The sequence below is a fragment of the Paenibacillus sp. CMAA1364 genome (assembly GCF_054373195.1).
Window position 1 is genome coordinate 39,025 of sequence record NZ_JBITNB010000007.1, and the last position, 24,299, is coordinate 63,323.

Here is a 24,299-nt window from a genome sequence, read left to right on the forward strand (position 1 = left end):
CGGATAAGGTGTCACCTACGGATAAAGGATCCTCTAAGGTAAGTAACATGACAGCAAACTCATTTGCTTCTCGCTCATATTTCCCGGATTGAAAAAATGTAATTTTCATCAGTCCAGAAACGGCTGACTCCAGAATGGAGAATAGCGTGCTCTAGCTCGTGCGCGCAGATCACACGTTTGGCAAGCCGTTGAGGAAGCAGACGAACGTTACGCTTTCCTTATCAAGAAACACTATGACGCTTTGAGTGGTAAAGCTGGAGCATTGGTCGTGAAGATGAGGCTGGAACGGGAGAACGGTATCAACATGAATCATAAGAAGATTCGAAGATTAATGCGAAAATATAAGCTCGTTGCTACGATCCGGCAAGCCAATCCCTATCGCAACATGGCAAAAGCTACGCAAGAGCACCAAACGTGTCCCAACCTACTCAAGCGCCAGTTAGACCAAGGAGAGCCCGAGAAAGTGCTGCTGACGGATATTACCTATATGCATTATGGAAATGGACAATGTGCTTATGTATCCGTGGTGAAAGACGGAGCTACGAGACAAATTCTAGCTCACTACCTCTCTTCTTCATTGGCCATGCCAATTGTAGAACGAACATTGGAGAAACTACTTGATCGACTGGATGGCAATATTCATCCAGAAGCCCTTTTACACTCGGATCAAGGAATGCACTATACTCACCCTAGATTCCGCCTTCTCGTACGCAAAGCTGGGTTTACACAGTCCATGTCACGGAAAGGGAACTGCTGGGATAACGCCGCTATGGAGAGCTTTTTCGGCCATATGAAGGATGATTTGGAGTACAAGTCATCTATGACTCTCTTGGAATTACGAACAAGGGTTGATGACTATATCGCCTACTATAACTCCGAGCGATATCAATAGGCATTAAAAAAGATGACTCCCGATGAATTTAGGAGTCACCTATTAACTGCTTCTTAAAGGTCTCTTTGTTAAACTTTCCACAAATACGGTCACAGTTCAAGGAGCAAGCCTGACGATTCGTTATTATACATAGGAGTGATCGTATTGAGTAATGTATACAAAGTCTTAAAGACAGACTCTGAATTCCTCACGGCTGCTCTGTCACAATCCCAAGTTTCTATAATTGAACGCCGTGGTGATTTAGTTGGATGTGCAATTGAGTGTGGTAGTCCGGTTCAGAAGTGGAGTCCAGAGAGTGTTAAGATTGCCGATGCTTATTATCGTCGTGGAGAGTTTGAGTTTAGAATGTTGTTGACTTAGAATACATACATAAAAAACACGTCAGGTATGATGGGAGCGTATCAGTATTTATCTGACGTGTTTTTTATCCGATATCCTCAAGTGATTTCTTTGAATTATTTCGCACATTGCCGATAGTCGAAGTGACTTTATAGGCACAGTGAGTTGTGGTGAGAAGGAAGTGTGCGGCTGGGCAGTCTCCTCAGTGAGGAATCAAGTTCTTGTTTCTGGATATAAAAAAACTAATCCGCACTATTCTACAAAGTACAGAATAGTGCGGACATTTTCAACAGATCATTACATTCTTAATTTACACCGACGCCGAACCAAGTTTTGTGGGATGATATTAGATTTTTGTGAGTAGTATCCCAATTAGAAGCTGAATAGGTATAGTTGTCATTATTAATGCACATTACACTATCTGAGTGATCGGAAACGCCATAATTATGGGCTACTTCATGTCTTGCTGCTTTATATGTTGATGTCTCAGTTTGGTCAAAATTCAAGCTGTAGCCTGTGACAGGATCGCTAGAATACCTATATGCAAGTCCACCATCAGTGAAATGTGAATCTCCTGTAAAACCAATAACCAGATCATAACCTGAATAACCATTGTCCGCTAAATCGGCAAGGAGTGCAGAAGAAGTAGAACCGCTTGAATTCCAAACACTATATGCAACAACATCGAAGTCGATACTGAAATTAGTATTGTAAATATCGTCTGCCGACTCAATAATACGAGTAACCCGATCTATCCAATCTGTGTGTGCGGTTCTGTATTCTTCATCTGAGACTGCAAGAACCTTGACTAATCTACCTTCAAATGCCTTGGTAGAGAAAGAATCCCCTTCGGTTCCTTCGATTCTTTTTTGGCCAATCTCCACACCTTTTTCATTCAAGATCTTTGCAGATGTAGAACGTTCAACAACATAATCGGTTAATTCTGCATCAGGCTGACCAACATCACTAAAATTTATAGGTGTTGATACCATTTCCAATGCCTCATCGCTAGCCTTTGCATACCTTGAATTCGGTATTACTAATGTTGCAATAACTGCTGCTGTAAACAAGAAACGTAAACTGCTTTTCATGTATTAGCACTCCTTCAATATTGACTCCCAAAAAAGGGTTTATATACAAATTATATAAAATGATACATATCCCTTCCTTAACAACATATATTTTTATTTCTTTTCAAATCTTGCCCATTCCGTTCCCTCCTGTATATATAGCATGGAAGTTTTAGAGTCTATGAATATTTCAATATTAGGCGTATAGTCATCCTCATCTGTAAAGGTATTCGTTGAAATCAAGCCATCAGGCTTTGATGAGTAAACCTGAACTCCTTCATATCTTTCAGTGTTGTAATTGATCCAAATCCGAGGAGAGTCTCCTGTTGATTCAGCACCTTTACTGCAAGAAGCTAATAGTAATAATAAAAATGTTCCAGCTATTATTAAACCCAAACCCCGTTTAATCAAAATAACCACTCCTTTCCATTGATTATATCTTATACGTAATTTGTAGTGAATTTGTTTGTATATATGTTTACAAAAAGGCGAATAAGGATGACTGCTTGCCAGTGTACACAAATATGATATAATTGTTCCACAAGCATGTTTAGAATGAAATGCATAGATGGAGTAAAGTAAGCAGTGCCTCTTTACAGGGAGGAAGCGCCAGTTGATTGAGAGCGTTTCTACAGAAATAGGCTGCTGAAGTTCCCTCCGGAGCAGTTCCTTGAACTTAAGTAGGGGATACCGGTTCACGATCCGTTACATCGTTTAAAGTGAGAAAAAGTATCGAATGGAGCTGATTTTGGTTGCTCTATGGTCGGATACGTGTTTTCTAACAAGGGTGGTACCACGGTCTTTTCGTCCCTTTTTTGGGAGGAGGGGCCTTTTTTGTTTGAAATACATTGTACAATACGAATTTTGGGGGGCTTGAAAGGCTATGAAAGAAAGATTAGAAGCGTTGAAGGTGGAGGCGCTGGCACAATTACAAGAAGTGGTTGGTCCAGAGCAACTGAATGATCTGCGTGTGAAGTATTTAGGTAAGAAAGGCGCATTGACTGAAATCTTGCGGGGAATGGGTTCTTTAAGTGCGGAAGAAAGACCGTTGATAGGACAAGTAGGAAATGAAGTTCGTACGGCCATCGAGACTGTGATTGAAGCGAAGCAAATTTCTTTTCAAAAGGAAGAGACAGAAAAGCGTCTTCAAAATGAACGAATCGATGTTACCTTGGCTGGACGAGTTATGCCGCAAGGTGGTGTGCATCCACTTAACAAAGTCATACAAGACATTGAAGAAGTATTTATCGGCATGGGATATAACATCGCTGAAGGACCTGAAGTGGAAACGGATTATTATAACTTTGAGGCATTAAATCTTCCGAAGGACCATCCCGCTCGAGATATGCAGGATACCTTTTATATTACAGAGGAATTATTGATGCGCACACAGACCTCGCCTGTGCAAATGCGTACGATGCAAAGCATGGATGGTAAATCACCAATCAAAGTAATCTGTCCAGGTAAAGTATACCGTCGTGACGATGATGATGCGACACACTCCTTCCAGTTCAATCAGATTGAAGGGCTTGTCATCGGCGAGAACATTCGGATGAGCGATCTCAAGGGAACATTACAGCAGTTCGTCCAAGAGATGTTCGGTAACAATACAGAGATTCGCCTTCGTCCAAGCTTCTTCCCATTCACAGAGCCAAGTGCAGAAGTCGATGTTACCTGCGTGAAATGTGGAGGAAGTGGATGCCGTATGTGTAAGCAGACAGGCTGGTTAGAAATTCTAGGATGCGGGATGGTACATCCGAAAGTGTTGATAGCTGGAGGCTATGATCCTGAGAAATATAGCGGTTTTGCATTTGGTATGGGTGTAGAGCGTATTGCTATTTTGAAATATGGTATTGACGATATTCGCCATTTCTACAATAGTGATATGGCTTTCTTGAAGCAGTTCGCTCGAGTTTAATTTAAAGGGAGAAAGGGGATCGTCATGAAAGTATCCATGGAATGGTTAAAGGAATACGTTGCGATAGAGAATGTTCAAGCAGTGGATTTAGCTGAAAAGATTACACGTGCAGGTATTGAAATAGATGAGGTTGAGAATCGGAATAAAGGTATCAATAAGATTGTTGTTGGATACGTGGTAAGTAAGGAGAAGCACCCCGACGCTGACAAGTTGAATGTCTGTATTGTAGATGCAGGTCAGGATGAGCAATTACAGATCGTCTGTGGAGCAAAGAATGTTGATGCAGGACAGAAGGTGCCTGTTGCATTGATCGGTGCTAAGATGCCGGATGGAATGGAGATCAAAAAGGCCAAACTACGGGGCGTACCTTCTCAAGGCATGATCTGTTCTGCTAAAGAATTAGGTCTAAATGATAAGTTGTTACCTAAAAGTCAACAGGAAGGTATTATGGTTCTGCCTCAAGACGTAGAGATTGGCACGCCGATTAGTGATATTCTCGGACTCAATGACTATGTTCTAGAATTCGATCTTACACCGAACCGTTCGGACTGCTTAAGTATGCATGGCGCGGCATTTGAAGTAGGGGCAATTCTAGGTAGTGCTGTTCATATTGCTGATCCTTTAGACAATATTTCTGAAAATGGCGATGCGGCTTCAACTCATATATCTGTAAGCATTAGTTCGCTAGAATATTGTAGTCATTATGCAGCTCGTTATATTACGGGTGTTACGCTTACGGCATCTCCACAATGGATGCAGAATCGTTTAATGGCAGCAGGCATACGCCCAATCAACAACATTGTTGATATCACGAACTATGTCATGCTTGAATATGGTCAACCGTTACATGCATTTGATGCAGATAAATTGAATAATGGAGCTATTGATGTTCGACTTGCCCAAGCTGGGGAGACATTGATTACTTTGGACGGACAAGAGCGTAAGTTAGAACCTCATATGCTACTCGTTACAGATGGCGTTAAGCCAGTTGCCCTAGCCGGTGTCATGGGTGGAGCTAACACTGAAGTGACTGAGCAAACGGTAAATATATTGTTGGAGTCTGCTCACTTTGATGGCGGCGTTGTGCGTAAGACTTCTCGTCAACTGGGTCTGCGTTCAGAAGCAAGTCTACGATTTGAGAAGGAAGTTGACCGCAATTCCGTGATACCAGCATTGAATCGCGCTGCAGCACTGATCGCCGAACTTGCTGGGGGTACCATTCATCTTGGTGTTGTAGAGTCACTTAGCTCATCTGTTGAAAGATTAACGATAGCGCTCAGCCTTGATAAGTTGAATCGAGTTCTAGGTACGGATCTATCTATGATCCAAGTGAAAGAGATCTTTGATCGTTTGAATTTTGGTTATACGGAAAAGTCATCGGACGTACTAGAAGTGAAGGTTCCATCTCGACGTGGAGACATTACAAGAGATGTTGATCTTATGGAAGAGGTTGCTAGACTGTATGGCTATGATAATATTCCAACAACTGCGATTGAAGGACCGATAACGCCGGGGGCATACACGAAGCCACAAACTCTTCGTCGTGACTTACGTAGATTGCTAACACATGGAGGATGGCAAGAGCTTATTAGTTATTCGTTCACCCATCCCGCTCAGACAACGGTGTTTCCAACATTATCATCAGGGACAAAAGCTGTAAAGTTGGCCATGCCAATGAGCGAGGAACGTAGCGTTCTACGTACGAGTATTATCCCGCAGATGTTAGATGCTGCATCCTATAACGTGAATCGCAAAATATCGGATTTAGCATTCTTTGAGATGGGTCATATTTTCCTCTCTAACGAAGAGCAATTGACCAAGCAACCGCAAGAGGTCCCTGTGCTATCCTTACTACTAAGTGGAAATATAGGACAAAAACAATGGAACGTGAACCCTGTTCAAGTTGACTTCTTCGATCTGAAGGGTGCATTAGAGACAGTATTTACACACCTTGCTTTGCAGAATGCAATTACCTATGTTGCGAATCAACCACAAGGTTATCATCCAGGACGTTCTGCTTCAATCTATCTAGACCAAGGTGGGCGTGGTCAATTGTTGCTAGGTACACTTGGGCAGGTTCATCCAGAAATCCAACTTGAATGTGATCTAGAAGATGTATACGTCGCTGAAATTCTATTACAACCACTGTTTGATCATACAGATTATGATGTTAAATATCGTGATTTACCGCGTTACCCTGCTGTTGAACGTGATATCGCTATTGTTGTAGATCAAAGTACAGAAGCAGGTTCTTTACTATCAACGATTCGCAAGGTAGCAGGCGAACTGTTACAGAGTGTACAAGTATTTGATGTGTACACTGGAAGTAAATTAGGCGATAATAAGAAGAGCGTTGCGATTTCGCTCGTATACCGTCATCAAGAGCGTACAATGACAGATGAAGAAATAACTACATTACATGGAACAGTGGTAACGGCATTAGAACAAACTTTTAACGCTGAACTAAGAAAATAGCAGGAATAGATCATAGTCACATCGAATCCATAGACTTAAAGGTTCGGTGTGGCTTTTTTCAACAAGGGAATTTGTTAGAAACAATGTTATCAGGCATCTCAGAGTGACTCACATAAGAAGGAGGGAACAACAGTGAACAAATCCGAACGTACTCGCGTTTCCGTTGAAATATACGGGAGTTCTTATAAAATTGTTGGAAGCAGTTCCGATTATATGAAAAAAGTGGCCCAGTACGTAGATGAAAGAATGAATAGTATTTCTAAGAATCACGCCCGCTTAGATACACGTAATATTGCTGTTCTTGCTGCTGTTCATATGGCAGAAGAAGCGATTCAAATACATGAAGCCCGTAATGAACTAAAGATGCTTACTGGTGAGCGAAGTGAACTTAGAACGGAGATTAATCAACTACAGACAAGTCGCTCTGAACAGCATGAGAATATGAAGAAACAACAAGAGGAGTCTGCTATCCTTTCGAAAGAGAAGGAAGAGCTACAGGCAGAACTTTCGCGCGTAAAGGCTTCATTACAGAAGGAATTGGAACATAATCAATCATTGCTTCAACAAGAAAAGGATAAGAATCAACAATTGACAGCAAATCAAACGAATCTTGAACGTAAGCATAAGCAATCCATTCAAGAAATGGATAAAGAAATGTCAGATATGCGTAATAGAAATGCTCAACTACAGACGAAATTACAACAAACGCAACAAGAAGTGAAAGAATCACGGGATGCCCACACCGTATTAGATGGGTTGCATAAGCAATCGGTACAAGCGCAAGAGAAAGCCATTCATCAACAGAATACGTTAAAGGCTAACATGACTGTAATCGAGAATGAATCAGCAACGTTAAAAGAAACCTTACAACAATCTGTGAAAGAATGCCGAACACTAGAAGATTCACTTAAATCGCAGATTGCATCTTCCCGTAAAGCAGAAGATGATGTAAATAAATTGTTAGCTGAAGTGAAGTCGTGGAAGATGCTGGCCGATACGAAGAATAAGGAAGTTGCTGATCTGGAAGAACAAATTCTACATGCAAATGAACAGAATGATATTCTAGAATCGGGTATGAAGCTTCTCCATGATGAAGTGAGTGTAATGAAAGAACAATTGGAGCTGGAACTGAATCAGCGACGCGCGTTAGAAGATGAAGTGTTAGATCTTCAGGAACGAAGTGAGAACATACAAACATCTTACAATCAGACGTTGAAACAGTTGGAGGATGCGAGCGAAGAGAAACGAGTGTTGTTGGAAGAAAAGGAACAGATGCATACTTGGCAACAGGAGGTTGCTGCAACGCAACAGAAGTGTCAGGATCTTCAAGGTGAGAAGGAAGTAACTGATCTTGAATTGCATGATATCGGGGAAGCCTTTGAACTCATGGCGCATCAATATCGTTTGCTGCAGGTGGAACATGACATGCAAGGTGAGCAGGAGAAGCAACTGAAGGAAGAATATCATCAATTAAATGAAGAATATAAGAAGTTGAAGACGGAGTATAATGAATGGATCGAGCTGATCGAACAAGATTAAGAATGGATACAAGTAATCCCCCTGTGTTCCAGGAAAGATTCATTTCCTGGAACACAGAGGGATTTCATTGTGTTATTCAACGATTAACTTGGATACCATAGCTGTATGTCCAGTACCACAAAACACAGAACAGATAATTTCATACTCCCCTGGCTCATTAGGGGTAATGACTGCGGAAGGTTTTTTAGTCGTTAGTTGAACATTTAATCCAGGAATCATAACGCCATGATTACCAGCTTCATTCTTAAATACAAATTTCACAGGGACGCCTTTGCTAACGCGATACTCCTGTTGATCAAAGCTATAGTTAGTTGCTTTAATGACGACTTCTTCTTGAGGAGCAACCCCAGTTTCTGTAACACCATTGCTTGCTGAATTTGTTGAGGAAGCGTTACTTCCACATGCAGTTATCGCAAGGAGAAGCACACAACCCATCATGTAAACAAGTACTTTTTTCATAAGTTTACCTCCTTCAAATCTAAATAATGTGACAAATATAGTAATATCATAACTTATATAACCTATATCTGCACATGATGATATGAAGGAATAGTGAACAAATTATGAATTCATAACGAGTTTCTCATCACTACACGGTATAAATGCCCTGGATATAGTACCAAGGCATTTACGAAGGAAATGAAGGTGCACATGTCGGATTACTTAGCTTATCGAGATTCTCTAGCTGCATCATAAGGTGTAGCTACGGGAATGAAAAGATCGATAATCCCAATCACAAGGGCTGCAAGTAGAGCGCCTAGCATTGTAACACTGACGCCACCGACAATAAATTGTGCAATATAAATAACCAAAGCACTGACAATAAACCCTACAATACCTCTGCCAAAGGGATTGATTCTTTTGCCGAATATCCCTTCGACAACCCAACTTAGCAATGCGATAACTAAAGCAAGCACAAGCGCGCTCCAGAATCCTCCAATCGAGAATTGTGGAACAATCCAACCCACGACCATTAGTACCAGCGCCGCTACAATGAATCTAACGACATGACCTAGAAAATGCATGTAATTGTCCTCCTTATACATGATCTCATTGTTATGCAAGAGTTATTGTGTACAATGATGATGGAATTTATGTATGGAAACATTCATAGATAGCGAATTTGATGTGGCTTCGCTATAATAAAGTGAAGATTGAAAGGAGTAGTGAACAATCTTGGATGACAAAATTCTACAAACGTTAGAATATCGTAAGATTCTAAATAAATGTTCTGCCTACACACACACTAGTATGGGACAACAAATAGTTGACCAGCTTAAACCGGATACGAATATTGAAATAGTTATCAAACTGTTGAAGGCGACAGATGAAGCCTATACCATAGATCGTTTGAAGGGAACACCTCCTTTTAGCGGAATTACGGATACGACCGCTGCTACGAATCGAGCACACTTAGGTGGAACATTAAATCCTTCAGAATTACTTGCTGTGAGTAACACGATCCACGGATCAAGACGTATTAAACGTTTTATTGCTAATATTCATGAAGATGAAGAAGTTGCCCTTCTACATGGTATTAGTGAAAATATCTCAGAACAGAAAGTGCTTGAAGATGCCATAAAGTTATGTATTGATGAGAATGCAGAAGTGATGGATTCAGCAAGTGCAGAACTTGGACAGGTACGTAGAGAACTTAGAACCGGTGAAAGTCGTATACGTGAGAAGCTAGATTCCATGATTCGTTCTTCGTCTGTCTCCAAGATGCTTCAAGATCAATTGGTGACCATTCGTGGAGATCGTTTCGTTATCCCTGTAAAAGCGGAGCACCGTGCGCATTTCGGTGGAATTGTGCATGACCAATCCGGCTCCGGTGCAACCTTGTTTATTGAACCAGAGGTTATTGTGACGATGAATAATAAGCTTCGTGAACTGCGGATGAGAGAAGAACGTGAGATTGAAGTCATCCTTCAGAAATTAACGGCTCTGGTTGGGGATCAATCAGAATTGTTGAACATAGATGTTGATTTAATAGGACAACTCGATTTCATCTTTGCTAAAGCGAGATTAGCTCATATAATGAAGGCGACTATGCCTATTATGAATGATCGTGGGTATCTAAAGATTAGAAAAGGACGTCATCCTCTAATCCCGTTGGATCAGGTCGTCCCGCTTGATGTTGAGCTAGGCGATTCTCATACATCCATTATCGTTACAGGGCCGAATACCGGCGGTAAGACAGTAACATTGAAGACAATTGGGCTTGTTAGCCTTATGGCCATGTCGGGATTATTTATACCAGCGGAAGAAGAAAGTGAACTTTGTGTATTTGATGCTATATTTGCAGATATCGGGGACGAACAGAGTATTGAGCAAAGTCTGAGTACCTTCTCCAGTCATATGACGAATATTATTCGTATACTGAAGACAATGAGCGTGAAGAGCCTCATTCTGCTGGATGAAGTGGGAGCAGGGACCGACCCTGCAGAAGGATCTGCGCTAGCGATATCCATTCTAGAACATATACATAGAACAGGATGTCGAATGGTTGCGACGACACACTACAGTGAGTTAAAAGCCTATGCCTATGAACGCGAAGGGATTATCAATGCAAGTATGGAGTTTGATGTGAATACATTAAGTCCTACATATCGTTTGTTGGTCGGTATTCCTGGAAGAAGTAATGCATTTGCTATCGGAGAGCGTTTAGGTCTGCCACAAGATATATTGGATTTCGCTCGTGGTGAAGTGAAAGAAGAGGATATGCGTATTGAACATATGATTTCATCTCTTGAAGATAATCGACTTCGTGCTGAGAATGAACGAGTTGAGGCGGAAAATATTCGTGTAGAGATGGAAGTGCTAAAAAGTGCTCACGAACGAGAGGTAGAGAAGTTAGAGCAATCCCGGGATAAGTTATTAGAAAAAGCAGAATTGAACGCGCAGGAAATTATCCAAAAAGCTCGCCTTGAGTCTGAACGAATTATATCGGAGCTACGTGAACTAGCGATGACTGAAGGCGCTTCAGTCAAAGAGCATAAATTAATCGCCATGCGTAAGCAATTGGAAGAAGCAGAACCCAAACAAAGGAAGAAGACTCCTGCCAAGAGTCAAGTGAAGGTACGTATGATTGAGCCTGGAGATGATGTGAGAGTCTACAGCCTTAATCAAAAGGGAACTGTGGTTGAGTTAACAGGCAATAAAGAAGCATTCATACAAATGGGTATTATGAAAATGAAGGTGAATCTGGATGACTTGGAATTGTTGACTCCCACTCATTCAGACAAGCCGCAGAGCAAGAAGAATGTAACGAATATTAAACGAACTAGGGACGATAATGTTCGAACCGAATTGGACCTTAGAGGAGATAATCTAGAAGAGGCTATTATGGAGATTGATCGATTCATTGACGAAGCGTTCTTAAGTAATTTGGGCCAAGTGCATATTATTCATGGAAAAGGCACAGGGATATTGCGAGCAGGTATACAAGACTACCTTCGTAAACATAGGAATGTTAAAAGTTATCGCTTAGGTAACTATGGCGAAGGGGGTAATGGCGTAACCATTGCTGAGTTGCATTAGTCTAACGACAGTACAATATTTAGGAGGATCATCCCTATGAAGAATTTGGCGCGCGTATTATTTGTTGCTGCTGTTGTCTTTTTTGTGGCGGGTATTATATATTTAAAGAATAGCTAGGGGGAATATTCATTGGAGACAACAGTATGTCCATGGTGTCAGACGGAGATTGTATGGGATGAAGAGATTGGACAGGAAGAAGAATGTCCGCATTGCCAGAATGAGTTGAATGCTTATCGTACACTCAATATCGGTCTTGAAGATGAAGAGGATGAGATAGAAGTGCAAGATGATAAGTCGAGCCATACGTCTTCAGTAGAACAGACAGATAATTCATTATGGGAACCTGACATGATGAGTGTGACACCTGCATTTCGTACCATTGATAAATATGAGGGCAGTCATGATCTAACGCAGTATGAGAAAAACACGCAGAATGTATTGGATCAGCAGGCGGAAGTGCCTGAGTGTCCTCAATGTCATGAATATATGTTGCTAACAGGACAGCAACAAATCACTGGAAATGGATGGAAAGCTACTGCATTACCGATCACCAAGGGTAAGGTATTACAGCCACCCTTTGCAATAGATATGTATGTATGTACTGGATGTTTCCATGTTCAGACTACATTGAGCGAAGAAGACCGCCTGAGATTTGTTGAAGAATTAAGTAAGTAAGAACAACGGTAAATAAATAATCGGCCTCTTTTCAATGTTCTTCTAAGTTAAGAGGCTTTTTCTATGCATATACATTAAAATATTGTAGAATATGTAGTAATCTTATTTTTCGTAGTTACATGAAATAAATGTGATCACTGCCTAGAAATATTTAAGCACTGGAGGGTGAATTATGAAGGAACTAAATGAACTAAAGATGAAAGTGTTAGACCTTCTTAAAGAAGATGCTAGAAGGGCACCGGCTTTACTAGCTACCCTTATTGGTGTAGATGAAGCAGAGGTTGTTCAGGCGATAACAGAATTGGAAAATGACCATGTCATTGTGAAATATGCTGCCGTTGTAAATTGGAGTAAGATTGAAGATGAAAGAGTAACCGCGCAAATTGAAGTGCAGATTACACCTGAACGTGGACGTGGATTCGAAGGAATTGCAGAGCGTATTTACTTATATCCTCAAGTGAAATCGGTATTCTTGATGTCTGGGGCTTATGATCTGTTGGTTGAGGTTGAAGGACGTAGTTTAAGAGAAGTTGCTAATTTTGTGTCTGAGAAGTTATCGACGATCGAATCAGTATTATCAACGAAAACGAATTTTATTCTTAAAAAATATAAACAAGCTGGGATTATATACGAGGAGCAAGAAGAAGAACCTCGTCTTATGATCTCGCCGTAAAGGAGTAAAAGTGATGGTATCACATGAAGAGGGTGCACAGAAGCACAAGAAAGAAATGGATTCTTATTTAGCACCACTCGTCAGGGATATCGCTCCTTCGGGCATTCGTAAATTCTTTGATCTAGTTGCTGCGAATAAGGATATTATTACATTAGGTGTTGGTGAACCGGACTTCGTCACGCCATGGCATGTTCGAGAAGCCTGTGTATATTCATTAGAACGAGGTCGCACAGGATATACTTCTAACGCAGGAACACCTGAGTTACGAGAGGCTATTGGTCAATATTTAAACGATCAATTTCAAGTGAGCTATGAACCCTCGAATGAGATTCTGGTGACGGTTGGGGGAAGTGAAGCAATAGACTTAGCACTGCGCGCGCTTATAACACCAGGTGATGAGATATTGATTCCAGAACCTTGTTATGTATCTTATTCACCGATAACGACTATTGGTGGAGGGGTACCAGTTGGCATTGAGACAACATCGGAGAATGGGTTCAAGTTAACGGCTGAGGCATTAGAGGCCAAGATAACACCGAAATCAAAAGTGTTGATCTTATGTTATCCAAGTAATCCAACTGGGGCTACGATGTCCTACGAAGATTGGCTCCCTATCGCTAAAGTGATTGAGAAGCATGATCTTATTGTGATATCTGATGAGATTTATGCGGAGCTTACTTACAGTGAAGATAAACATGTTAGCTTTGCAACCATTCCGGGGATGAAGGATAGAACCTTACTTGTAAGTGGGTTCTCGAAGGCTTTTGCTATGACGGGTTGGCGTATGGGTTATGTGTGTGGACATGAGGACTTCATTGGTGCAATGCTAAAGATTCATCAGTATACCGTCATGTGTGCACCCGTGATGGGCCAAGTAGCTGCATACGAAGCGCTAACGAATGGCTTAGAGGAAAAGGATCGCATGGTGGAATCGTATAACCAACGCAGACGTCTGATTGTTCAAGGTTTGCGTGAAGCAGGTTTGATCTGTCACGAGCCGCAAGGAGCGTTCTATGCATTTCCAAGTATTCAGAATACGGGATTATCATCAGATGATTTTGCACAAAGATTACTTGTGGAGGCAAAAGTAGCCGCTGTGCCGGGGAATGTATTTGGTCTAGGAGGCGAAGGATTCATTCGTTGTTCCTACGCAACATCCGTATCTCAACTGACAGAAGCGATAGATCGAATAGGTAATTTTGTAGCACAATTGAAAAAAGGTTAAGTAATAATATGAGAATTCAGCAAATTACAATCTAGATCACAATTTTTTTTAATATATATCACTTTTATTTTTAATTTGATATGTTATAATCTGCCTTTGGATGTAGTATGAACTATTTAGGGAGGTTTACGAATTGTTTTGCGCTAATTATGATATGAGTGCACCTCAGAATGGATTTGTTCGAGAAGAAATCCGTGATAGAGGGACTGACCAGATGATGAACTATTCAGATGGTAAGTTTAAGTTGGAGGATGAAATTTGCTGGCTTCGTAATCAAATGGAAGAGTTATTTACGAGAGAGCAGTCGTTTACATCAGACAATGTGATCGAAATCAGTATTTTGCTAGACTTAAAAATTAATGAATATATGAAGATTGCCTCATGCAATAAATAAACAAATAAATAAATAAACAAATAAATTTAAAGAATGGTTCGTCATATAACGAGCCTTTTTTTGATGTATGATATAACTATGATATATTGATCTTGATGGAATAGGAGGGACTTAATGAGGGCGATAGCGAGAATGCTACTTATAGGAATGACCTTAGTGATACTAGCGGGCTGCGGTAAAGATGACGGGAAGGTCACTATTTTTATAACAGATGATATTTATGATACTTCTGATATTCGTGAGCCTTTAGAGAAGTTTGTGCAAGAAAAGGTTGGGGAAGATCAGAAGGTGGAGGTGATCGCATCTCCAATATACAATGAGCAGAAGGTTCTGTTAGAATATGCTGCTAGTAAAAATGAGATTATGATATTACCTGAAACCATTATGAAATCATATGCTAACCAGGGCGCACATGTCGTACTTGATGATGAATTTGATGCGAAGAAATATCCTACGGGTTATTTTGAAGCTGCCGTTCTAGATGTAGAAACGAATGAGACCATTACGCAGACGCATTTATTTGCAATTCCTATTCAAGATATGAAAGTGTTCAAAGACATAAAGTTCGCTAGAGAAGGATTATATGCCACGATCCCTGTAACATCAGATTCATTCGAAGCAGCCATTAAAATGCTAAAGGTGATGACTGAATAACAGTGATGAAGTAACGCTCCAAAAACATAGCATAAGCTTACGAAGTAGTTTTTGACGTAGAAATTCAAGAAGTAGCGCTCCAAAAACTTTAAGGGGGATGTCAAATGAAAGTATATACGCGTACAGGTGATACGGGAGAGACCTCTGTAATCGGGGGGCGTGTGATCAAAGATGATAATCAAGTTGAGGCATACGGCACAATTGATGAACTGAACTGTTTCGTAGGACAAGCAATCAGTCTAATGGGTGATGATCAGCTATTCGTGGATCTGAGAGAACAACTATTAGAGGTCCAACATGAGTTATTTGATTGCGGATCAGATTTAGCTTTTGTTAAGCTTGATGAGAGTAATTATAAGGTGACCGCTGAGTTGGTAGACCGCTTAGAGCTATGGTTGGATACATGTGAGAAGGAGAATCCACCGGTGGAGAGATTTATTCTACCTGGGGGCGACATCTTGTCATCCACTCTTCATGTTTGCCGCACGGTATGTCGCAGGGCAGAGCGTAGAACGGTTACGTTAGGGAAGGAAAAAGATATCAATCCGAATGTGCGTAAATATTTGAATCGGTTATCCGATTACTTCTTCGTGATTGCTAGGACAGCTAATGCACGTAAAGAGATCAAAGATGTTGAATATATTCGTAGCCAAAAGGTGTTTAAGTCATAACGATGGAACAATATTATAATCCTATCGTATACATCGTTTCCCAAGAAGAAGATGGCTGGATGCTGAAGAGAATTTTACAGAAGAAGCTGAACGTATCTCGCAAGCTATTATCTCGATTGAAGTATACCGATCAAGGGATTATGTTGAATCATGAAAGAGTGTATATCAGTGTAACTGTAAGAACTGGAGATCTAGTTGAAATTCGGATGGAGCAAGAGACTTCTGAAGATATCATGCCACAGGATATTCCTTTTGACATACTATTTGAGGACGATCATTTATTAATTGTGAATAAAGAATCGGGTAGAATTGTTCATCCTACACATGGACATTACACAGATACACTAGCGAATGGGGTCGTTCAATATTGGATTGAACAAGGGAAGAACTACCGCTTCCGGCCCGTTCATAGGTTAGATCGCGAGACGACTGGCGTATTGGTTATTGCAAAGAATCCCTATGTTCATCAACATATCTCGGAACAAATGATCGCAGGTGAAGTAGATAAGAAGTATGTAGCCATCGTGCATGGTGTTCCTAGCCTATCTGAAGGAAACATAGATGGTCCGATTGATAGGGATCCCGCTGATCCCCATCTTAGAATCGTTACACCTTCAGGGTATCCATCATTAACCCGATATTGGGTGAAGGAGAAATACCAGCATGGTAGTATGGTAAACATCAAGTTGGAGACGGGTCGCACGCACCAGATCCGTGTTCATATGAGTTCTATTGGTTGTCCATTGATTGGAGATTCATTATATCGACACCCTATATATACACGATTAGAAATGGAACAGATCGATGATTGTTCGATGGGAGATCGTCTGAGTCATGGAAATGAAGTGAGCAAGCTTGATCAGTTCGTGGGTCGTCAAGCCTTGCATGCTTATGAATTATCATTTGTTCATCCCATTTGTCATAAGTTGATGACTTTTAAAGCGCCCATGCCGATAGATATGGAAGCACTACGCCATCAATTGCTGAATGATTTAATTTAGGAGGACGATTGCATATGAGTAACCTTATCATTTATTTATATCCAAAGTGTGGAACCTGTAGGAACGCAGTGAAATGGCTTAAGTCTCATGGTCATGAACTTGAGATCATCGACATTTTCGACAACCCTCCAACGGTCTCTGAGCTCACAGTATTAGTGGATAATAGCGGGCTTGACCTCAAGAAGTTCTTTAATGTAAGTGGAGAAGTATATAAGCAAATGGGTCTGAAGGACAAGCTTGCAGACATGAGTCGTGAGGAACAACTCAAATTATTGTCATCCAATGGCCGGTTAATTAAGAGACCTATTGTGACTGACTCAGAACATGTAACGGTAGGGTATAAGGAAGATCATTATGCTGATATTTGGGGTGCTTGATAGACCCTAATATCATTTCATCGCTATGTTATACTATGCATATCACCGCCTATTGTGCGGAAGTAAAGATATATAAGGAGCGGTATAAGAGTGACACGCAATGAACAACAATCAACCATGATAGTGGATGGGATGGCGCTTTTATTTAGAGCATATTTCGCCTCAGCTACCAGCGGTTATATTCGTCGTACGAAATCTGGGATACCAACGAATGCGATACATGGGTTTGTGCGTTATTTTTGGGATGCAATCAAGACCTATGATCCAAGTCATGTCATCTGTTGCTGGGATCTGGGAGGTCCGACTTTTCGAGTGCAAGAATATGCAGCATATAAAGGGAATCGTTCAGAAGCACCAGATGATCTGATTCCCCAATTTGCATTAATCAAAGAGGTTGTGGAGAGCTTTGGTATTCCAAATATCAGCTATATAGGATATGAAGCGGATGATTGTATTGGAACGCTAGCAACTCAAATTAGTCAAGAAATGAATGTCATGATATTAACGGGAGATCATGATATGCTCCAGTTGGTGGACCCAACAACAAGTGTGATTATTATGAAAAAAGGACAGGGCAATTATAAAGTATATACACCAGAGTCCTTGTATGAAGAGAAGGAACTTCGACCACGTCAAATCATTGATATGAAAGCTTTGATGGGTGATGCAAGCGATAACTATCCAGGTGTTCGAGGCATAGGTGAGAAGACAGCTATCAAGCTTGTTCAAGAATATGGCTCTATTGAAGGTATTCTTGAGAATTTAGATCAACTAAGCGATAGTATACGAACGAAGATTGCAAATGATCTTGATATGTTACATCTATCTAGAAGATTAGCTGAGATTCATTGTGGTGTACCTGTGGTGTTTAACATGGATGAGTGTTTATTCAACTTGAATCACGATCGAATATCTTCTAAATTTGAAGAACTAGAAATGGAAAGTCTATTGAAATTGATCGGAGTAGAAATATATTAAATGAACATCATGTGGATTGAACGAAAGAGAAAGCGCGTACTGATTCCGGTGTTAGTAATGGTCATGCTATTATCCAGTCTTATTTCAGTGGACATAAGTATTTCATATGCAGCATCCAAGACTACGATTAAAAGTAGTGTGAAAAAGATAACCGTTGGTGGGAAAAACTACACAGTTCAGACGGTTGTTGTCCCCAAAGGAACACCAGTGAGCGTTGGACTTGCTAAGCGGAATGTTGGTTTCACTGATAACTTTAACTCGATTGTGAAATCCTATCGAGCAGAGGCAGCCATTAATGGTGCATTCTTTGAAGCTTATAATGGTGCACCAGATCCGTACGGACATCTCATTGTGGACGGAAAGGTCGCTAATATTGCTAATAAGGGAACAACAATTGGTTTCTTAGCAGATGGCACTGCCATAATGGATAGTCTTAGAATGAGTCTTACAGGTACGGTTAGTAGGGCAAATAAGGGACCTATCGGATGGTATGTTACTTTTATCAACCGTACGCCATCACCTAATGCGAATGTAGGTATTCTTTATACAGAGCATCGTGGTAGCCATGTGGGGTATAAGGGCGGCATTGCAGTAGTCATTGAAAACGGAGTAGTTACGAAGAAGTTAGTTAATGATAATATCGCTATTCCGAAGAATGGTTATGTTCTTGTATTTAGTGGAGGAGAGAAATTAACAGCGGATCGCTTTGAAGTTGGAGCCGAGGTTGAAATGAATCTTACGTATAAAGATGACAAGAACCAAGCACTTCCTTGGGAAGATATCGTTACGGCAGTAGGAGCAGGTCCACGGCTTGTGAAAGATGGGAAAGTATCATTATCACCAGCTGCTGAAGGATTCAAGGATCCAAAGATTCTAACGAGTGCTGCTGGACGAAGCGGGATAGCTATCATGCCGGATGGCTCTGTAATGATAGCTACAGTATCAGGTGCTACCATGAAACAATGGGCAGAAGTGATGCAGAAGCTAGGTGCCAAGCAGGCTATGAATTTAGATGGTGGTGCTTCCTCAGCGCTTTATGGCAACGGGAAAGTAATGACACCAGCTGGACGATTATTAAGTAATACGTTAGTATTTGGAAATAATCTGAATAGATAAACAGAAGGGATGATTACAACATGAGTATGTTGGGAGCAATTGAAGCAGGTGGTACTAAATTCGTATGTGGCATAGGGACGAAAGAAGGGAAAATCGAAGAAAGAATCAGTTTTCCGACAACCACACCTGAAGAGACGATGGCTCAAGTCGATGCCTTCTTTGCGGGGAAAGAAGTAGAAGCGATCGGCGTAGGTTCATTTGGCCCTATCGATCCAATTAAAGGAAGTCCAACCTATGGTTATATTACAACGACACCTAAACCACATTGGAGCCAATACAATATCATTGGACATATGAAATCGAAATTCAATGTGCCTATTGGATTTGATACGGATGTAAATGGAGCAGCGCTTGGTGAACATTTATGGGGTGCTGGACAAGGGTTGGATAGTTGCTTATATATCACCGTTGGAACAGGTATTGGAGCGGGTGCTGTTGTTAACGGACAAATGCTGCATGGTCTATCACATCCGGAGATGGGGCATATCATCGTTCGTCGTCATCCGGAAGATTCATATGAGGGAACATGTCCTTATCATGGCGATTGTCTAGAAGGGCTTGCTGCTGGACCTGCGATCAGTCGTCGCTGGGGTTTACAGGGTGTTGAATTGGGTGCTGATCATCTAGCGTGGAAGATGGAGGCCTATTATTTAGCACAGGCTTTAATGAACTATATATTAATTCTTTCTCCACAAAAGATTATTATGGGTGGTGGAGTTATGAAGCAAGAACAACTCTTTCCTCTCATTCATCGTGAGCTTCGAACGTTATTGAACGGCTATGTTCAACATCCAGCTATTCATAGTAATATAGAACAATATATTGTTTCTCCGCAACTAGGTGATAATGCTGGACTAAGTGGTGCTTTAGCACTTGCCAGGTTAGCATTGGAAGAGGCTTAATTGAAAAAAATAACATTAGAATGCAAGAAAATTATTGACGCTATGGAATGATATGGTATTATAGTGTCAACAGCACAACTATATTTATCAGGGGAAGCACCTCTCTTACAATCATGTAAGAGGGGTGCTTCCTTTTTGTATTGTGCTGATTAGACTGGAGGAATGATAGATGATGCAGATCGTGTTTATGAATCGCCTGATCAAAGGATCTGACAATGATGACGCAAGTGCACAGGTGTGGATAGGTGAGGAAGAAGGCGTGTGGCATTTGGGCTGGAGAAATTTATGGATGGATGGACAGACGGAAGATGTCTCATGGTATGAAGGCATTTCGTGGCAAGAGTTAATCTGTATTTATCGTCATAATCTTGCAATGAAGCTAGGTGAGGGATATCAACCCCTGATAGAAGGTATATTTCATGATAACGATAGTGTGCACATGCGTGGACAATCGGTTCAGATGTTATATTGTTATAGTGAACTGCATTCCAAAGAGGAGGTATTTGTAGAATTATGTGCTTGGAGACGTCGAAGAGCACATGCAGAACGAAAGGCACCGTATCTTATCGCCAGTAATAAGTTGTTACGATTAATTAGTGCCTACCTTCCTCATCATGTGGACGAATTGATACAATTGCCTGGCGTCGGTCAGAATAAGGTTAGTGATTATGGTGCTGATCTATTGGAAATTACAGCAAAAGTTGAACGTCACCATACATTCCCATTGAATTGGGTATATGGACAATTAAATGAAGAAGCATATAGAGCTTGGTTGTATAAGCAGAAAGAACAGAAATACAAACAAGAGCTTCATCAGTTCAAATTGCAACGAGTGATCCTAGAAGGTATATCAGAAGGAAAGAACATCGAACAACTACTTAGAGAATGTGAATCAACACGTAAGGAAATCATTGAAGTACTAGAACAACTCGAGAAGGACGGATACAATACAGAGCCATTGATCGAAAGTGAATTACAAGCGATCTCTCATGCTGAGCAGGAAGCCATTTGGACTGCATTCAGGGAGTTAGGAGACAGTTTATTGAAGCCCATTCTACTTAAGGTATATGGTGAGGAGAAAGATGCTGATTCACTGAAGAATATAGATATGCTATATGAAGGCATACGGTTCATACGTATCCAATTTAGACGTAATAAGTCGTTGGAGCGAAGTGTTAGCTAAATAAATGTGTAACATATCCATCTAAAAAGGACGAAAGATTCTCTACATACAGAGATTCCTTCGTCCTGATATGAATTCATTAAATCCAATCCTTTTTACGAAAAATCAAGAACATCCCAAAACCTAAAGTTGCCATGATTGCGATAATCATAAAGTATCCATATTTCATATCTAATTCAGGCATATTAGTAAAGTTCATACCATAGATCCCTGTTATCAATGTTAATGGGATGAAGATCGTGGTAATCGCTGTAAAAACTCTCATAATCTCATTCGCACGATTAGCAATACTCGATTGATATGCTTCACGTAAGTTCCCCATAAGATCGCGATACGTTTCAAATGTTTCAGCAATCTTCACTGCGTTCTCATAGATATCGCTGAAATACTTTTGCAATTGATCATCAATTAAGCGAAGGTCTTTCTTGTTCAGTATGTTAATCACTTCTTTTTGTGGTCCAAGGACTTTCTTCAGCCACAATATTTCGCTTCGAAGTCCAATGATCTCAATGAGATGAGATTTCTTCGTATGCATGAGAATATCTTCTTCTAATTTCTCTATTTTGGCTTCAATTCGATCACCAACCGTAAAATAATTATCGACAACTAAATCAATAAGCAAATATAAGAAACGGTCAGGTTCACTCACTTCTTGCTCCAAAAGAATAGGCTTGAGTATGCGTAGTTCATTTATTTTTTGGTTCGTTACTGTAATAATATAATTTCTACCTAAGAATACGCTAAGGCCACGCAGAAAAATTTCTTCATCATCAAATCGAATGCTGTTAACCACAATGAAATAATGGTCTTCATATATTTCAATTTTGGGACGTTGTTCCTCTTCGCTAAGACAATCCTCTACAGCTAAGTCATGTAATGAGAACAAGGGCTGTAAAGTAAGTAGGTCTTCTGCATCGGCGTCGATCCAGTAGAAACCTTCTGCAGCGGGAATTAAAGTTGTTTGAATATCATCAATAGGGGTAAAGATCCCCGAATTAACCAATCGAATCTTCATCTAGGTTCACTCCTTCATCCTGGGTAACGTAAGTTATACGCATTGGAAAGAGATCAGCACTGTCAGAGTAGTCTATTTACTAGAAAGAGGATTTGCTCTTGAGATCGGATGATTGCACCGTTCCCCTCATCAACAGGCTGGTATAAATCCTATGCAATTTTATTTCAAGTGTATTGAGTTGGGTACTCGGGTCACCGTCCATCTACCGTCTCACCTCTTCATTCATTATTGGCTATAACACTTGTCTAGTATAACTGTCCACTTAATTCCTTTCAAGAAGAAAATAAGGTGTATTCTTATTAAATACAGCATATGGTAATCTCTTGTTATAGGTGTGAGTTGAGGATTTTTTTAATTTAAGCTTGTCCTTTATCTTGCTAAAGTAAATAAAACATGTATAATAATGAACATATCCAAAATATTCAATGTTCGATAACTAAATATTCTAATTAGCAATATGTCTAATTAAACAGTTTTTTCTTATCAAGAGCAGGTGGAGGGACAGGCCCGATGAAACCCGGCAACCGGCGTTAATAACGCACGGTGCTAATTCTTGCAGGAAGTGTTGCTTTAAGTTATAAGCGATTCGTTCCTGAGAGATGAGAAGGGCGCATAGATTGACGATGATGACCTTTCTCCAGTGGATGATTTCCTATGGGATAGGTTATTTTTGTTAGCATAACAATGATCGGCTTTAAGCCAAAGGAGTGAAATTAGAATGCCAATTAAGATTCCAGACACGTTACCAGCAAAGGAGATTCTCACAAGTGAGAACATATTTGTTATGGACGACAGTCTCGCTTATCAGCAGGATATACGTCCACTTCGTATTGCAATTCTAAATTTAATGCCTACGAAAGAAACGACTGAAACGCAATTATTACGATTGCTAGGTAACTCACCATTGCAAGTTGATATCGTACTGCTCCATCCAGATTCGCATGTATCTAAGAATACACCAGAAGAATATCTAAGAGCATTCTATAAAACGTTTGACGAAGTGAAGAACAGTAGATTTGATGGTCTGATTATCACGGGAGCTCCAGTGGAAAAGATGGAGTTCGAAGATGTGAATTATTGGGATGAGTTACTGGAGATATTTGAATGGAGTAAGACGCATGTAACATCAACACTTCATATTTGCTGGGCAGCTCAAGCCGGGTTATATCACCACTTTGATGTTCCGAAGTGGGACTTGGACGAGAAAATATTCGGTGTGTTTAAACATACCGTTAACCAAGAGAATGTAAAGTTGTTAAGAGGGTTTGATGAAGAGTTTCAAGTTCCACATTCACGTCATACCGAAGTTCGTCGGGAAGATATCGAGAATATTGCCGAACTTGAGATACTATCCGAGTCAGATGAAGCAGGGATATACCTTGTTGCAACGAAAGACGGTAAGCAGATCTATGTTGCTGGTCATTCCGAATATGATCCATTCTCATTAAGATGGGAGTATGAGCGGGATGTTGACAGAGGAATGGAGATTAAGATTCCATCGAATTACTATCCCAATGATGATCCTGATCGGGTACCTCCTTCCACATGGCGATCACATGCTAATTTATTGTTTGCGAATTGGTTGAATTATTATGTATATCAAGAAACACCTTATGATATTGGGGATACACAAGAGATATGGCCGCAAATATAAAGGGATGA

General features: G+C 40.5%; 23 protein-coding genes, 1 pseudogene, 1 riboswitch and 1 other annotated feature. Of the genes and pseudogenes, 19 read left to right on the top strand and 5 right to left on the bottom strand.

Translation table 11 applies throughout. The features are described 5' to 3' along the window. Window positions 1-193: 193 nt before the first annotated feature. Both ACH8E3_RS07000 and ACH8E3_RS07005 read left to right on the top strand, forming a co-directional pair. Window positions 194-892 (top strand): annotated as a pseudogene (locus tag ACH8E3_RS07000) (IS3 family transposase); the annotation flags it as partial. 144 nt (window positions 893-1,036) lie between these two features. Then, window positions 1,037-1,252 (top strand): hypothetical protein, encoded by a 216-nt coding sequence (locus ACH8E3_RS07005; protein ID WP_458631902.1) that lies wholly within the window; start codon window positions 1,037-1,039, stop codon window positions 1,250-1,252. Between the two features lie 284 nt (window positions 1,253-1,536). Here the strand turns inward: ACH8E3_RS07005 and ACH8E3_RS07010 are convergent, their stop codons facing one another. Further along, a complete protein-coding gene (locus ACH8E3_RS07010) occupies window positions 1,537-2,322 on the bottom strand; it encodes a M12 family metallo-peptidase (protein ID WP_458631903.1) in 786 nt (261 codons plus the stop codon). 93 nt (window positions 2,323-2,415) lie between these two features. Then, the gene (locus ACH8E3_RS07015) at window positions 2,416-2,712 is read right to left on the bottom strand and encodes a hypothetical protein (protein WP_458631904.1); all 297 of its coding nucleotides are present in this window, start codon (window positions 2,710-2,712) and stop codon (window positions 2,416-2,418) included. A gap of 145 nt (window positions 2,713-2,857) precedes the next feature. Beyond that, window positions 2,858-3,116: a binding site (T-box leader), on the top strand. Between the two features lie 68 nt (window positions 3,117-3,184). On the opposite strand from ACH8E3_RS07015, the gene pheS reads away from it, so the two are divergent. The 3 genes from pheS (at window position 3,185) to zapA (ending at window position 8,233) form a co-directional block, all read left to right on the top strand. Beyond that, window positions 3,185-4,219 carry a phenylalanine--tRNA ligase subunit alpha gene (gene pheS, locus ACH8E3_RS07020; RefSeq protein WP_458631905.1) on the top strand — a complete coding sequence of 345 codons (1,035 nt, stop codon included), beginning with the start codon at window positions 3,185-3,187 and terminating at the stop codon, window positions 4,217-4,219. Window positions 4,220-4,243: 24 nt separating this feature from the next. Further along, window positions 4,244-6,694: a phenylalanine--tRNA ligase subunit beta gene (gene pheT / locus ACH8E3_RS07025; protein ID WP_458631906.1), complete on the top strand. Its 2,451-nt coding sequence runs from the start codon at window positions 4,244-4,246 to the stop codon at window positions 6,692-6,694. Window positions 6,695-6,826: 132 nt separating this feature from the next. Then, a complete protein-coding gene (gene zapA, locus ACH8E3_RS07030; protein WP_458631907.1) occupies window positions 6,827-8,233 on the top strand; it encodes a cell division protein ZapA in 1,407 nt (468 codons plus the stop codon). 72 nt (window positions 8,234-8,305) lie between these two features. Here zapA and ACH8E3_RS07035 read toward each other — a convergent pair whose 3' ends face one another. Further along, window positions 8,306-8,692: a cupredoxin domain-containing protein gene (locus ACH8E3_RS07035; protein ID WP_458631908.1), complete on the bottom strand. Its 387-nt coding sequence runs from the start codon at window positions 8,690-8,692 to the stop codon at window positions 8,306-8,308. A gap of 209 nt (window positions 8,693-8,901) precedes the next feature. Then, window positions 8,902-9,258 (bottom strand): phage holin family protein, encoded by a 357-nt coding sequence (locus tag ACH8E3_RS07040; protein ID WP_458631909.1) that lies wholly within the window; start codon window positions 9,256-9,258, stop codon window positions 8,902-8,904. A gap of 151 nt (window positions 9,259-9,409) precedes the next feature. Here ACH8E3_RS07040 and ACH8E3_RS07045 point away from each other — a divergent pair, with 151 nt between their 5' ends. The 13 genes from ACH8E3_RS07045 to ACH8E3_RS07105 all read left to right on the top strand — a co-directional run bounded on the left by ACH8E3_RS07045 (window position 9,410) and on the right by ACH8E3_RS07105 (window position 21,622). Further along, window positions 9,410-11,773 (top strand): endonuclease MutS2, encoded by a 2,364-nt coding sequence (locus ACH8E3_RS07045; protein WP_458631910.1) that lies wholly within the window; start codon window positions 9,410-9,412, stop codon window positions 11,771-11,773. Between the two features lie 129 nt (window positions 11,774-11,902). Continuing rightward, on the top strand, window positions 11,903-12,448 hold the full coding sequence (locus ACH8E3_RS07050) for a hypothetical protein (protein WP_458631911.1): 546 nt from the start codon (window positions 11,903-11,905) through the stop codon (window positions 12,446-12,448). 172 nt (window positions 12,449-12,620) lie between these two features. Further along, entirely contained in the window at window positions 12,621-13,121 is a 501-nt protein-coding gene (locus tag ACH8E3_RS07055) for an Lrp/AsnC family transcriptional regulator (RefSeq protein WP_458631912.1), read from the top strand. Window positions 13,122-13,134: 13 nt separating this feature from the next. Beyond that, entirely contained in the window at window positions 13,135-14,346 is a 1,212-nt protein-coding gene (locus tag ACH8E3_RS07060; protein ID WP_458631913.1) for an aminotransferase class I/II-fold pyridoxal phosphate-dependent enzyme, read from the top strand. A 214-nt stretch (window positions 14,347-14,560) separates the two neighbouring features. Beyond that, window positions 14,561-14,740: an aspartyl-phosphate phosphatase Spo0E family protein gene (locus ACH8E3_RS07065; protein WP_458631999.1), complete on the top strand. Its 180-nt coding sequence runs from the start codon at window positions 14,561-14,563 to the stop codon at window positions 14,738-14,740. Window positions 14,741-14,854: 114 nt separating this feature from the next. Then, window positions 14,855-15,394: a hypothetical protein gene (locus ACH8E3_RS07070; protein WP_458631914.1), complete on the top strand. Its 540-nt coding sequence runs from the start codon at window positions 14,855-14,857 to the stop codon at window positions 15,392-15,394. Window positions 15,395-15,498: 104 nt separating this feature from the next. Beyond that, window positions 15,499-16,065 (top strand): cob(I)yrinic acid a,c-diamide adenosyltransferase, encoded by a 567-nt coding sequence (locus ACH8E3_RS07075; protein ID WP_458631915.1) that lies wholly within the window; start codon window positions 15,499-15,501, stop codon window positions 16,063-16,065. 2 nt (window positions 16,066-16,067) lie between these two features. Further along, entirely contained in the window at window positions 16,068-17,066 is a 999-nt protein-coding gene (locus ACH8E3_RS07080) for an RluA family pseudouridine synthase (RefSeq protein WP_458631916.1), read from the top strand. 14 nt (window positions 17,067-17,080) lie between these two features. After that, on the top strand, window positions 17,081-17,443 hold the full coding sequence (locus ACH8E3_RS07085; RefSeq protein ID WP_458631917.1) for an arsenate reductase family protein: 363 nt from the start codon (window positions 17,081-17,083) through the stop codon (window positions 17,441-17,443). Between the two features lie 117 nt (window positions 17,444-17,560). Beyond that, window positions 17,561-18,421 (top strand): 5'-3' exonuclease, encoded by an 861-nt coding sequence (locus ACH8E3_RS07090; protein ID WP_458632000.1) that lies wholly within the window; start codon window positions 17,561-17,563, stop codon window positions 18,419-18,421. Further along, window positions 18,422-19,537: a phosphodiester glycosidase family protein gene (locus tag ACH8E3_RS07095; protein ID WP_458631918.1), complete on the top strand. Its 1,116-nt coding sequence runs from the start codon at window positions 18,422-18,424 to the stop codon at window positions 19,535-19,537. Window positions 19,538-19,557: 20 nt separating this feature from the next. Next, a complete protein-coding gene (locus ACH8E3_RS07100) occupies window positions 19,558-20,439 on the top strand; it encodes an ROK family protein (protein ID WP_458631919.1) in 882 nt (293 codons plus the stop codon). Window positions 20,440-20,611: 172 nt separating this feature from the next. Continuing rightward, window positions 20,612-21,622, top strand: a complete 1,011-nt coding sequence (locus tag ACH8E3_RS07105) for an HRDC domain-containing protein (protein WP_458632001.1) — start codon at window positions 20,612-20,614, stop codon at window positions 21,620-21,622. Between the two features lie 79 nt (window positions 21,623-21,701). On the opposite strand, the gene corA is transcribed toward ACH8E3_RS07105, so the two are convergent. Next, the gene (gene corA, locus ACH8E3_RS07110; RefSeq protein WP_458631920.1) at window positions 21,702-22,637 is read right to left on the bottom strand and encodes a magnesium/cobalt transporter CorA; all 936 of its coding nucleotides are present in this window, start codon (window positions 22,635-22,637) and stop codon (window positions 21,702-21,704) included. A 477-nt stretch (window positions 22,638-23,114) separates the two neighbouring features. Beyond that, a riboswitch (SAM riboswitch) is annotated at window positions 23,115-23,242 on the top strand. A gap of 113 nt (window positions 23,243-23,355) precedes the next feature. Here corA and metA point away from each other — a divergent pair. After that, on the top strand, window positions 23,356-24,291 hold the full coding sequence (gene metA / locus ACH8E3_RS07115; RefSeq protein ID WP_458631921.1) for a homoserine O-acetyltransferase MetA: 936 nt from the start codon (window positions 23,356-23,358) through the stop codon (window positions 24,289-24,291). The last annotated feature ends 8 nt before the right edge of the window (window positions 24,292-24,299 follow it).

Excerpts from the sequence above, each read along its gene's own strand:
- ACH8E3_RS07075 (WP_458631915.1), top strand. The coding sequence starts at position 15,499 with ATGAAAGTATATACGCGTACAGGTGATACGGGAGAGACCTCTGTAATC.
- ACH8E3_RS07105 (WP_458632001.1), top strand. The coding sequence starts at position 20,612 with ATGCAGATCGTGTTTATGAATCGCCTGATCAAAGGATCTGACAATGAT.
- ACH8E3_RS07065 (WP_458631999.1), top strand. The coding sequence starts at position 14,561 with ATGATGAACTATTCAGATGGTAAGTTTAAGTTGGAGGATGAAATTTGC.
- ACH8E3_RS07035 (WP_458631908.1), bottom strand. The coding sequence starts at position 8,692 with ATGAAAAAAGTACTTGTTTACATGATGGGTTGTGTGCTTCTCCTTGCG.
- ACH8E3_RS07040 (WP_458631909.1), bottom strand. The coding sequence starts at position 9,258 with ATGCATTTTCTAGGTCATGTCGTTAGATTCATTGTAGCGGCGCTGGTA.
- ACH8E3_RS07060 (WP_458631913.1), top strand. The coding sequence starts at position 13,135 with ATGGTATCACATGAAGAGGGTGCACAGAAGCACAAGAAAGAAATGGAT.
- ACH8E3_RS07095 (WP_458631918.1), top strand. The coding sequence starts at position 18,422 with ATGAACATCATGTGGATTGAACGAAAGAGAAAGCGCGTACTGATTCCG.
- ACH8E3_RS07100 (WP_458631919.1), top strand. The coding sequence starts at position 19,558 with ATGAGTATGTTGGGAGCAATTGAAGCAGGTGGTACTAAATTCGTATGT.
- ACH8E3_RS07080 (WP_458631916.1), top strand. The coding sequence starts at position 16,068 with ATGGAACAATATTATAATCCTATCGTATACATCGTTTCCCAAGAAGAA.
- metA (WP_458631921.1), top strand. The coding sequence starts at position 23,356 with ATGCCAATTAAGATTCCAGACACGTTACCAGCAAAGGAGATTCTCACA.
- ACH8E3_RS07090 (WP_458632000.1), top strand. The coding sequence starts at position 17,561 with ATGATAGTGGATGGGATGGCGCTTTTATTTAGAGCATATTTCGCCTCA.
- ACH8E3_RS07070 (WP_458631914.1), top strand. The coding sequence starts at position 14,855 with ATGAGGGCGATAGCGAGAATGCTACTTATAGGAATGACCTTAGTGATA.
- ACH8E3_RS07085 (WP_458631917.1), top strand. The coding sequence starts at position 17,081 with ATGAGTAACCTTATCATTTATTTATATCCAAAGTGTGGAACCTGTAGG.
- corA (WP_458631920.1), bottom strand. The coding sequence starts at position 22,637 with ATGAAGATTCGATTGGTTAATTCGGGGATCTTTACCCCTATTGATGAT.
- pheS (WP_458631905.1), top strand. The coding sequence starts at position 3,185 with ATGAAAGAAAGATTAGAAGCGTTGAAGGTGGAGGCGCTGGCACAATTA.
- ACH8E3_RS07055 (WP_458631912.1), top strand. The coding sequence starts at position 12,621 with ATGAAGGAACTAAATGAACTAAAGATGAAAGTGTTAGACCTTCTTAAA.
- ACH8E3_RS07010 (WP_458631903.1), bottom strand. The coding sequence starts at position 2,322 with ATGAAAAGCAGTTTACGTTTCTTGTTTACAGCAGCAGTTATTGCAACA.
- pheT (WP_458631906.1), top strand. The coding sequence starts at position 4,244 with ATGAAAGTATCCATGGAATGGTTAAAGGAATACGTTGCGATAGAGAAT.